General features: G+C 46.5%; 10 protein-coding genes. All 10 read right to left on the bottom strand.

Going from position 1 to position 10689, the window contains the following annotated elements; translation table 11 throughout:
- Positions 1–347: 347 nt before the first annotated feature.
- A complete protein-coding gene (locus tag KQI_RS0100680) occupies positions 348–1226 on the bottom strand; it encodes a nucleotidyltransferase-like protein (protein WP_010344727.1) in 879 nt (292 codons plus the stop codon).
- 112 nt (positions 1227–1338) lie between these two features.
- A complete protein-coding gene (locus KQI_RS0100675) occupies positions 1339–3057 on the bottom strand; it encodes a glycosyl hydrolase family 18 protein (protein ID WP_010344726.1) in 1719 nt (572 codons plus the stop codon).
- A gap of 180 nt (positions 3058–3237) precedes the next feature.
- Positions 3238–3669, bottom strand: a complete 432-nt coding sequence (perR, locus tag KQI_RS0100670) for a peroxide-responsive transcriptional repressor PerR (RefSeq protein WP_007432093.1) — start codon at positions 3667–3669, stop codon at positions 3238–3240.
- A gap of 108 nt (positions 3670–3777) precedes the next feature.
- Positions 3778–5181 (bottom strand): DUF4097 family beta strand repeat-containing protein, encoded by a 1404-nt coding sequence (locus KQI_RS0100665; protein WP_010344725.1) that lies wholly within the window; start codon positions 5179–5181, stop codon positions 3778–3780.
- Between the two features lie 7 nt (positions 5182–5188).
- On the bottom strand, positions 5189–5842 hold the full coding sequence (locus KQI_RS0100660; protein WP_029389965.1) for a hypothetical protein: 654 nt from the start codon (positions 5840–5842) through the stop codon (positions 5189–5191).
- An 83-nt stretch (positions 5843–5925) separates the two neighbouring features.
- Positions 5926–6639 (bottom strand): MgtC/SapB family protein, encoded by a 714-nt coding sequence (locus tag KQI_RS0100655; RefSeq protein ID WP_010344723.1) that lies wholly within the window; start codon positions 6637–6639, stop codon positions 5926–5928.
- Between the two features lie 98 nt (positions 6640–6737).
- On the bottom strand, positions 6738–7199 hold the full coding sequence (locus KQI_RS0100650; RefSeq protein ID WP_010344722.1) for a GNAT family N-acetyltransferase: 462 nt from the start codon (positions 7197–7199) through the stop codon (positions 6738–6740).
- A 133-nt stretch (positions 7200–7332) separates the two neighbouring features.
- Positions 7333–8778 carry an Asp-tRNA(Asn)/Glu-tRNA(Gln) amidotransferase subunit GatB gene (gene gatB / locus KQI_RS0100645; RefSeq protein WP_010344721.1) on the bottom strand — a complete coding sequence of 482 codons (1446 nt, stop codon included), beginning with the start codon at positions 8776–8778 and terminating at the stop codon, positions 7333–7335.
- 26 nt (positions 8779–8804) lie between these two features.
- A complete protein-coding gene (gene gatA, locus KQI_RS0100640; RefSeq protein WP_010344720.1) occupies positions 8805–10262 on the bottom strand; it encodes an Asp-tRNA(Asn)/Glu-tRNA(Gln) amidotransferase subunit GatA in 1458 nt (485 codons plus the stop codon).
- Between the two features lie 27 nt (positions 10263–10289).
- On the bottom strand, positions 10290–10577 hold the full coding sequence (gene gatC / locus KQI_RS0100635) for an Asp-tRNA(Asn)/Glu-tRNA(Gln) amidotransferase subunit GatC (protein WP_010344719.1): 288 nt from the start codon (positions 10575–10577) through the stop codon (positions 10290–10292).
- Positions 10578–10689 lie beyond the last annotated feature (112 nt).

Genomic DNA, 10689 nt, shown 5'->3' with positions numbered 1-10689 from the left:
AAACCTGCATCATGTCTTGCTTTTGTCCTTGCTTTGTTTCACCACCGCGTTTCAGCGGCGACTCAAATAATGTAACATATAACCTCATTTTTCGTCAAGCACTTTTTTTGAAAATTTATTTTCACTTGAATTTTCGCTTGATGCAACACGTTTATCCTGCTTTAAACAGTTCTAAATTATTCATGCTGCTTCATGGGGCGAGTTATAACTTATCACATATTTTATATACTCGTCAACCTAAATTAATAATTAATATGTGCTTTAAGCCGCTCACAACTTTAACCGTATAAAAAAGGAAGAAAAGCCAGCTCGACGACCTTTCTTCCTGACATATCAGCTCTTATTCATCAAATAAGTGAGTAGCGCAGTTCACGACTATGCCCGTGATCTCTAAAGTTCCCAGCAGCTGATTCTTTAATAAGTGAACGATACACCAGTTTGCGGAGCACGACGGTAAGATCCAATTGGAGATTTTTTAGCTCAGGGTGATTAATGAGTTCATCTATAGACCAAGGCTCCCGTCTGCTCCCTAATATGCGGAATAGCGGAGAAGAACACTCTTTCATTTTAGACATGACTGAAAATTCGCAAGCAAGCAGTACCAGCTCAATCCGCTGCTCCAACGTTTCCGTACTTAATGTGAGCTCGTTATACAGCTTATAGACCGTCCGATCCAACGGCTGTACCTGAAGCCATAAATGTACCTTCGGATAAATCCCCCGCTCAATGAGTTCAATTGAGGCCCAATGATCCAACGCCTTCAAGACACTTTGATACGCGTCAATGGTTCGACCTTCTCGCATCGCTTTTTTACCATGAACGTAATTGACCAGAAAGCGAGAAAACTCATGAAACCTCTTCTGCTCCCGCAAGGGATCGTTGAATTCGACAATTTCCTCTCTTAAAAGACGAACCCTGTCATCCCGCTCCCAAACGATACGACCTTCCAGCAAATAATCTATAACGTTGGCATGTTCGCCAGCGATAATCCAGCCCTTCAGACAAGCAAGTGTTGTATACAACACCTGACATCTTAATCCATCAATAAGTAAATGCTGTATGAACCTGGCTGGCTGCTCGCCTTCTCCAATAATTAAAATGAGTTCATCAAAATCGTACAACATCGCTCCGTGAAAATACTCTCCCGGCTTTCTGTACGAAATAACTGCTATTGAATTTTTCTGCAACAATTCATCATACATCAAGCTTAATTTGGTTTGCTGCACTTCTCCCTCCATACCTGCAAGGCGGCTCAGGCTCAACCGCTAAATTTGGATATATGTGAACACTTCTACATAAAGAAGCAGCTTCCTTCTTCAATTGTATAATTTTTTATGCTTATTTACTTATTTCTTTTAAAGTTTCCCATGCGTTTTGATCTGCAAAGGTCCGATTCCACACACCGATCCCTCCGAGCTTCAGGGATTTGGCAAGCTCCACTCTCGCCCCCAGAGACACCCGATCCTCCAGCCAAATCTTTTTGACCACACCATCTTCAGTATACTCCACATAATTTTGGCCTTCCGAAGCTCTGAATTTAGGCTTTAACTTAAATTTTTCTACGATAGCCGCTGCTGAATCCATGCCAAGTGATTTGGAGCTAACCTTAATTTTCCCTTTTTCAGGAGTCTCGGACCATACACGGGTATATAACGGAATTCCTAAAACTACTTTTTGCGGCGGGACCTCGTCCTCTTGAAGGATTCGCTTGATTGACGCTTTCGTCCACGGCAGCGAGGCTACAGAACCTGCCTCGGGACTGGCAGCCCAATGTTCATCATACGCCATTACCATAAGGTAATCTGTAATACTTCCCAATGATTTTCGATCCAAAAAAGCAGACCACATCTCACTTTGAGATTTAGGCGTAACATCAACGGACAATATCAAATCATGCTCCCGAGCCATTGGCTTAAGCTCCCGCAAAAATTGGGTAACATTAGGGCCGTCCTTCGTATGAACATTTTCAAAATCAATATTAATGCCGTCCAGATCATATTCTTGGGCAAAAGAAATCATCTGATCCACAATCGACTTTCGCCGTTCAAAGGTAGACAATGCTTCTGTTGTTAATTCAGGATTAAAGCTGTTGCTCAGCAAGCCCCATACCTCCATCCCCTTGCGATGCGCCCAACTGACATAAGCCGGATCGGCCTTGCTTTCTACAGTACCCTCCTGATCAATGACACTGAACCATGTGGGACTCACTACATTGACCCCGGGCATAGGATCAAATGTAGAAGGATTAGGCTTACGATTATAGACGGCCTCCCAAGCCAGATTAACTGGTCTGCCCTCCCAATGCTTCTCCGAGATGGACGCAACGTCCTTGGCTGAAGGCACCGCAAGCTCTCCCGACTCTGAAACATTGTCTGCTTTAACGTATCCTGCATAGCCATTGTCCAATTGAACAAAATACCAATCACCCTGTTTGGACCAAATGCGCACCTTCGTCTGCTGAGATATATCTGTCAAAATAAAAGATAAGCTGGAGGCTTCTTTACGCAAAGCGATTTTAGCATCCTGACCCCCATCTTTCTTTTCTACACTTCCCAGTTTGACTTTATCCCCGGCTTTCATCAGAATGACTGCACCTGTCACCGGATCTTCGTGAACGGACACACCATATACTTCACGAACAGCTTGTATAGGGATGTACAACTCACCGCTAATCATTTGAGGGGCAGCGGTCAGCGCATATGCTTTACCATTCAGTTCTCCTTGTGACTTCGCAACGTTCATATGGAGCAAGCTTTGTCTTGTCGCCAAAATGATGGTCTGGTTCTCATCCTCATATCGAACTGCAGGATCAATTTGCTTTTGCACTAGCTTGAGCGGGATCAGCATATTCTTGCCAGAGCTCTGAGCCTCATACCCGGTTAACTTGCCCTGGATAAAAATAGGACGCACGCTGCCTTGCCAATCGGGTTTCTCATGCAAGGGATTACCATACCTTACGACAGTAATAGTGCAGATGATCGCTGCGAACAGTAGCAAGACTGCCGCTCCTTTGAATCGTGAACGCTTACGGCGGCGTCTGGAATGATTTCTGGCCAATATTGAACCTCCATTATAGAAACTTTGGATTTCTGGATATCGTAATTCTAACAGAACACTTTTGAAAAGTGATTTAAACAAAAAAACGCGGTAAATCCCCGCTTATGGGGAATTCCTCACGTTTCCAACCTATTACAATATATGCATACCTCACCAAAAAAACTTCTATTCCTAGTTTCGCTATGTTTGTTTGTTGTTACAATCTTTGCATACTCCGTATAACTCCATACGATGTCCACGCACCTCGAAGCCTGTCTCCAACGCGGCATGGCCTTCCACATCAGCCAAATACGGATAACTGAAATCTTCAATCTTCCCGCATTTTTCGCAAATGATATGATAGTGCTCCGAAACATTAGCATCGTAACGACTGGCGTTATCTCCATAGGTCAACTCATGTACCATACCCGCTTCTATAAACATCTTTAAGTTATTATAAACCGTAGCCACACTCATGCTTGGAAACTTGGATTCGAGTGCTCGATATATTTCATCTGCAGTCGGATGCCCCATAGATTCCATCAAATAGTTTAATATGGCATGGCGCTGGGGTGTTATGCGTACACCTGTCTTCTTCAGAAGTTCCAAAGCATGCTGGACGTGTGCTGCCATATATGTCCACCGCCTTATCCCTTACTTACGATCCTATCCATGTAAAGCCCATCTATTGACAACCCATTTTAGACATACTCACATTGTACGGTCTACCGAAGTTTCTTGTCAACGCGCCGTAGTATTGCCAGATGTCTCTGTCGAGGTATCTGTAGCAGAAGCTTCCGAACCATCTGGAGAGCCTTCAGATATGCCAGGCACGGTCGGTTTTCCGGACTCATCCAAACCAGGCAACATCGGCATCAGTATCCTTTTAATCATTAAATTACTGTTGCCCTCTACGTTGATCACATATTTGCCTGTCCCATTTTGGCCTGAAATACTTTTACTGTCTATCTTAAATGGAAACTCGGATTGAAGATTGCCATAACTGCTGGAGCCCTCTAACTGAAAATCTCCGTTCGATGGAAGCTCCAAAACAATATCGCCGACGGCGCTGTATATTTTCCAATCCCCGCCTACCTGCTCGCTATTCACCTTGATTGCACCATTAAGCGAATTTGCATTCAGCTTGGCTGTAGAGTCCAGCACGTTGATGTCACCATTCTGCGTATCCGTCGTGATATCCCCTTTTGAGCGTGCAAGCTGAATATCGCCTACCACCGTGTACAGCGACACGGCTCCTTCAATGTTCCCTGCCTGCATGTCGCCACGGTTTGTTCGCATATCCACATCTCCGGTAATCCGGTGCAATTTGATCTGACCATTCAGGGTGGCCCCTTGGACATTACCGATAGCATCATTGACTATGAGATTCCCATTGCCGCTCTCAAGCCGAATGCTGTCGATAGCATCTACTCCGTTCAGGGTAATATTCCCGTTGGAGGTTCTGATCTGCATATTGAAGCGCCGATCCTCCGGTACTGTAATCAGCAAATTCATACGGGGCTGACGCTTGCTGGATGCCCCATATGGCTGAACCTCCGGACGGATCTGGATGGTTTTGCCGTCAGTAGAAGTCAGTGAGGAGGCTTGAGCAATCTTGTCCGCTTGGGCAGCAGGGGCTTGATCCACCCACAGGGTCCCACGCACCTCTATATTGGACACAGGCCGTCTGATCAGCGTTATATCACCATTAACCGAATCCACCACCAAATCGGACGTCTGCATGGTTACAGGCACCAGCACACCACCCATATCATACCGGTTCTCTTTAGCCTGGCTAAAATCCATAGAGGCTGACGTCAGATTGAGACTGACCCGGTTCCACAGGTACATATAATGATTTTGCTGGGTCACGATAAAAACCGAAGCAGCTACGACCAAAGCAGAGATAATCCCTTTCAGATCTGGCCTGAAACGCCTACCATGGTCAGACTTTCCCTCTTTGCGATAGTACACACCAAAAAAAATAAGATACTCCAGTCCCCAAAGCACGAAAATTACGGGCCACCATACAAGGAGCTGAAGCATATATTCAGTATTTTGAAGCACATCTACGATCAGCAGAACACCTACAGCCATTAACAGAAGCGATGAGGTGTAGCGCCCGACTCTTATTTTACGGTGCACGCCAGCCTCACCCTCTTTCCTTCAATTTTTTTCGCTTAAAGGACAGGACAATTTCCCGCAGAAAAATGAATAATCCGATCAGTATCAATAAAATGGCCAGTGTCAGGAAGCCGTAATCCTCAAAAAAAATGCCCAGCCAGCGAGGCTTCATGCGGAACAAAATCATAAGTCCACCGCCTGCGACCAGCAGTACAGCAAAAGCCAAGCCTCTCTCCCATGCATAAAAAGGACTGCTTTGGTGACCTCTGGCATCCATTCGTGAATAACGATCCGGCTTGCGGCGATACCGAACCATATAATCTGCTGATTGTAAGACGTCATACACATTGTAAAAATATAAGACAGGGATAAATAATCCAAGCAAGATAAGCAACGGGATGTTGATCCTTAGGCCGTCAGAGGAAACATACAACATCGCAAAAATATCCAACAGGAGCAATACAATAAATGTGAGCCCCCTAATAAACAATCCCAAAAATAGATGCCCCAGTCCAGGTATTAATGTCGCCATGATAATGGCAATCACTTTGCGGAATCTAGCGTATTTTAGACGCTTCCCCTGTGAGGGTTGTTCCCGCTGTTCTGGCTCTAGTAGACGCCGGGATTCTCCAGACGGTAACGGTTGTTCCGAGTTCATGCCATCCTCCCCTTTGAATTCCATACGTGTTCCGTTGAAAATGCATTGATGGTTAAATAGTACCCCAATCGGATGTAAGAGTAACTGGGAAAAAATGAGGCAACCCATCATTCCACGGAGACTGCCGCTACATCTTCCCACTGCCGAAGCTCAGCTGCAATACGCACTGGATCAAAATCGTGGCTGGTCAATACTTCCAAAGAGACCTCCATACTTTGCCGATTAGGGTACACTTCATGAAAAGGGACATGCTCATGTTCTTTAATCGTTATTTTGCGTATTTCTACTTTTTCCTGTTTTAAATAATTCGAAATTTGCTCCAGTAATTCATGAGAGGACAATCCGTACAAAGTAATCAGGTGACGTTCCCGTTCACGCATATACCGCAGTTCGATTTTGTTAAATACCCTTAAATTTAAAAACACAAGCACCGTCGCTGCAATAGACGGAAAATAAAAACCCGCTCCAACACCAAGGCCAATAGCGGCCACGACCCAAATGGAAGCGGCTGTTGTTAAGCCGGTGATGGCTTTGCCAGTAAACAAGATTGTCCCTGCGCCCAAAAAGCCTACGCCAGTAATCACCGCTGCAGCCAAACGGGCTGGATCTACGCGCACATTGGCATCTTTAATAAAATCGTCAAAACCATAAATGGAGAGCAGCATAATCAGTGTCGAACCCAGGCTGACCATAATATGGGTTCTCAAACCGGCAGCGTGATTGGAGCGTTCACGTTCAAAGCCAATAAATCCACCGAGAAGCATGGATAGTACAAGCCGTAAAATGATATGTGAATCATCGATAATCCACGGATTATTCACTCGAATCTCTCCTCCCGGTGATGTCGCGCTCCCCTCATCAGGTGCGCGGTTTGTAAGCTTGTGTGTATGTTCACTGCTGATTCAAAGGTGTCTCAACGTCACTTCACGTTATGCAAATGGTAAGTGGTTAATTCCACGCCCGGAGCGACCTCAGCCGCCGACACGGGATGAAAGCCATGTTTACGATAAAGTGCCACCGCGGGAGTATTTAAAGTTCCTGTGGAGACGATAAACAGCGGTATATGACGATGTTCATTCAAAACATGCCTCATTAAAGAGTCCGCAATCCCTTTACGAAAATGATCCGGATGGACCATCATACGCGTAAGAGTAAGCGAACCGGGCGACTCAGACTGCACAGCCAGCGCACCTAGCAGCTCGTCGTCCTCTACCCAGCCATAAAAGGACTCACCACAGCTTTTCAGCGTATCCAATGTATCCATCAGGGGCGGAATCTCCTCAAACCCAATTCGCTCCGCTTCCAGCCTATAAGCAACGTGCTGAAGACGCCATATCTGGTTTACGATATCATCGTCTGTCAATGAACATAGGGTAACCATCTGTTTTCCCTCCTAAAGGAAACTCATAATGTGCCATCACGCTTCTGAAGATCGTTTTCGCCCAACCCTCCTCAGCATCTATGCAAAAAGGGGCCTGTCCCTAAAAGACAAGCCCCCTGTCAAATCTATGCCATTAGCGGTTCAGCACTTCTGTCAGCAACTTATTGGCGAGGCCAGGGTTTGCTTTGCCCTTGCTCTCCTTCATCACTTGACCGACCAGGAAGCCTATAGCCTTTTGCTTGCCGGCTTTGTAATCCTCAACCGATTGCGGGTTAGCTGCTACAACCTGTTCGACGATGGTCATGATCGCACCCTCATCGCTGATTTGCACTAGCCCTTTTTCTTCAACAATTTGCTGTGGAAGTTTGTCACTCTCCAGCATTTCCTTGAAGACCGTTTTAGCGATTTTGCTGTTGATCGTTCCCTTCTCCAGCAGTCCGATCATTTCACCCAAGCCCCGGCCTGTCAGCTTAACCTGCGACAGTTCCAAACCGACACTGTTCAAATAGCCGAGCAAATCCCCCATAATCCAGTTGGATACCGCTTTGGCATCCTTGGTGTATTGGAGGCTATCCTCGAACAAATCGGCCAGTGGCTTGGAGGACGTAATCACCTGAGCATCATACTCAGGTAATCCATATTCCGAAGTGTAGCGTGCTTTACGCTGGTCAGGCAGTTCAGGAATCGAAGCACGAATGCGCTCTTTCCATTCCTCATCAATATGCAGTGTAACGAGATCCGGGTCCGGGAAATAACGATAGTCATGCGCCTGTTCCTTACCACGCATGGACAGGGTTTTACCTTGGGCCTCATCCCAACGACGTGTCTCCTGTACAATCGTTCCGCCTTCCTCCAGCGTCTGCTCCTGCCGGAACTGCTCATATTCCAGTCCGCGCTGTACGCCACGGAAGGAGTTCATGTTTTTCAGTTCCGCTTTGGTTCCCAGCTCTTTTTGTCCACGCGGACGAAGACTGATATTCGCGTCACAGCGAAGTGAGCCTTCCTCCATCTTCACGTCGGATACATCGCAATACTGCATGATGGCACGTATTTTTTCCAGATAAGCCTTGGCTTCTTCCGGTGAAGATATTTCCGGCTCCGAAACGATTTCGACCAGTGGTGTGCCGACCCGGTTAAAATCAACCAGAGACGCATAGCCGCCATCCACATGGGTTAATTTACCTGCATCTTCTTCCAGATGCAGTCTGGTAATACCGATACGTTTGGTCTCACCGTTCACCTCAATATCAATCCAGCCGTTTTCGCCGATGGGTTGATCATATTGCGAGATTTGGTAAGCCTTCGGTGAATCGGGGTAAAAATAGTTTTTGCGATCAAACTTGCTCACATCAGCAATGGTACAATTGAGCGCCATCGCTGCTTTCATCGCATAATCGACGGCCTGACGGTTCAATACCGGCAATACCCCCGGGTGTCCGAGACATACTGGACATGTATGTGAGTTGGGCGGCGCTCCGAAAGATGTCGAGCATCCGCAAAATATTTTAGACTTCGTATGCAATTCCACATGGACTTCAAGTCCGATGACCGTCTCATATTTGGATGTAGTTGTAGACATGAATGGGTTCCCTCCTTTTCGCTAAATTACAGCTGTGGACGCCGCTTGTGAAATTCGGTATTTTGTTCAAATGCATGCGCTACACGCAGCACGGAAGACTCATCAAAGGCTTTCCCGATAATTTGCAGTCCGACCGGCAGTCCATCTGCAAGACCACAAGGAATACTGATAGCCGGCACCCCGGCCAAGCTCACCGGAATCGTCAAAATATCGTTCAAATACATTGTCAATGGATCATCCACCTGCGAACCGATTTTGAAAGCAGTTGTCGGTGCGGTAGGTCCGATAATAACATCATATTGCTCAAATACACGGTCAAAATCCTGTTTAATCAGCGTACGTACTTTTTGAGCTTTCAGGTAATAAGCATCATAGTACCCGGAACTGAGCGCATAGGTCCCAAGCATAATCCGGCGTTTCACTTCAGAGCCAAAGCCCTGCGTGCGGGACTGATGATACAGATCAAGCAGGTTGTCAGGATTATCAGAACGTACACCGTAGCGCACGCCGTCAAAGCGGGCCAGATTGGAGGACGCTTCGGATGAAGCCAGCAGATAATATGTAGCTACCGCATATTCGGTGTGAGGGAGAGACACTTCTTCCCATACCGCGCCCAGTCCTTCCAGCGTTTTCAGTGCATCCAGCACCTTTTCCTTAACCTGTGGATCGACGCCCTCACCAAGATATTCTTTAGGCACAGCAATGCGAAGCCCTTTTACATCTCCGGTCAAAGCGTTCAAATAATCAGGAACGTCAACCTTCGCAGAAGTAGAGTCCTTCTGATCATAGCCTGCAATAGCCTGCAGGACATACGCCGAATCCTGAACATTTTTAGTAATGGGTCCAATTTGATCCAAAGAGGAGGCAAAGGCCACCAATCCAAAACGTGATACCAGACCATAGGTTGGCTTCAGACCCACTACACCGCAATAGGAAGCGGGCTGGCGAATGGAACCGCCTGTATCAGAGCCAAGGGTGAAATAAGCCTCACCCGCTGCTACAGCCGCTGCTGATCCCCCGCTGGAACCGCCAGGTACACGTTCCAGATCCCATGGATTACGCGCCGGGAAAAAGCTGGAGTTCTCGTTAGAGCCCCCCATGGCGAATTCATCCATGTTCATTTTACCGAGTGTTACAGTTTGGGCAGCTCGTAATTTGTCGACAACCGTGGCATCATACACAGGATTAAAATTTTTCAAAAACTGACTGCCGCATGTTGTACGCAGCCCTTCTGTCACAATATTATCCTTAATACCAACTGGCAGGCCAAACAACAACCCGCGTTCCTCTCCAGAAACCAGCTGATCATCCAACCGACGTGCCGATGCACGGGCCTGTTCCTCATCAACGGTGATATAGGCCCTGATCTTGTCTTCCCGTGCACCAATCGTTTCCAGAGCGTGTCCCACCAGATCACTCACAGAAATTTCCTTTTGATGCAGCTTGTTATGTATTTCCGGCAATGTGTTATTGAACAAGCTCAATTTGCATCCCCCTTTCAAATGTAAAATTTATTCCAAAACAGCAGGAACTTTAAACTGTCCGTCTTCTTCTTCAGGTGCATTGCGCATGACTTGCTCTTGGGTCAAACTTTCGCGAACTTCGTCGTCCCGCATGACATTGCTGACGTGCAGCACATGAGTGGTCGGTTTTACTTGCTCCGTATCCAGCTCATTCAGCTTCTCCGCATAATGGAGAATGGCGTTCAATTGCCCTGTCATCGTTTCTTCTTCGGCCGCGGTCAGATTCAACCGGGACAGCTTGGCTACGTGACGGACATCTTCCGTGGAAATGTTCATACAAAACCCTCCTCATGTATATGAGGATTTTACAAAAAAACAATAATCGACATCCAATCGAATTTTGCAAAATCCTGATATCAAAAAATGCTGCACCGAACTTTGAAATAAC

It is taken from the genome of Paenibacillus peoriae KCTC 3763 (genome assembly GCF_000236805.1).
Taxonomy (GTDB): Bacteria; Bacillota; Bacilli; order Paenibacillales; family Paenibacillaceae; genus Paenibacillus; species Paenibacillus peoriae.
The sequence above is the reverse complement of the archived record's forward strand: the minus strand, read 5'-3'. Positions and strand labels throughout refer to the sequence as shown.

Excerpts from the sequence above, each read along its gene's own strand:
- KQI_RS0100660 (WP_029389965.1), bottom strand. The coding sequence starts at position 5,842 with ATGGAATTCAAAGGGGAGGATGGCATGAACTCGGAACAACCGTTACCG.
- gatC (WP_010344719.1), bottom strand. The coding sequence starts at position 10,577 with ATGAACATTTCCACGGAAGATGTCCGTCACGTAGCCAAGCTGTCCCGG.
- KQI_RS0100650 (WP_010344722.1), bottom strand. The coding sequence starts at position 7,199 with ATGGTTACCCTATGTTCATTGACAGACGATGATATCGTAAACCAGATA.
- gatB (WP_010344721.1), bottom strand. The coding sequence starts at position 8,778 with ATGTCTACAACTACATCCAAATATGAGACGGTCATCGGACTTGAAGTC.
- perR (WP_007432093.1), bottom strand. The coding sequence starts at position 3,669 with ATGGCAGCACACGTCCAGCATGCTTTGGAACTTCTGAAGAAGACAGGT.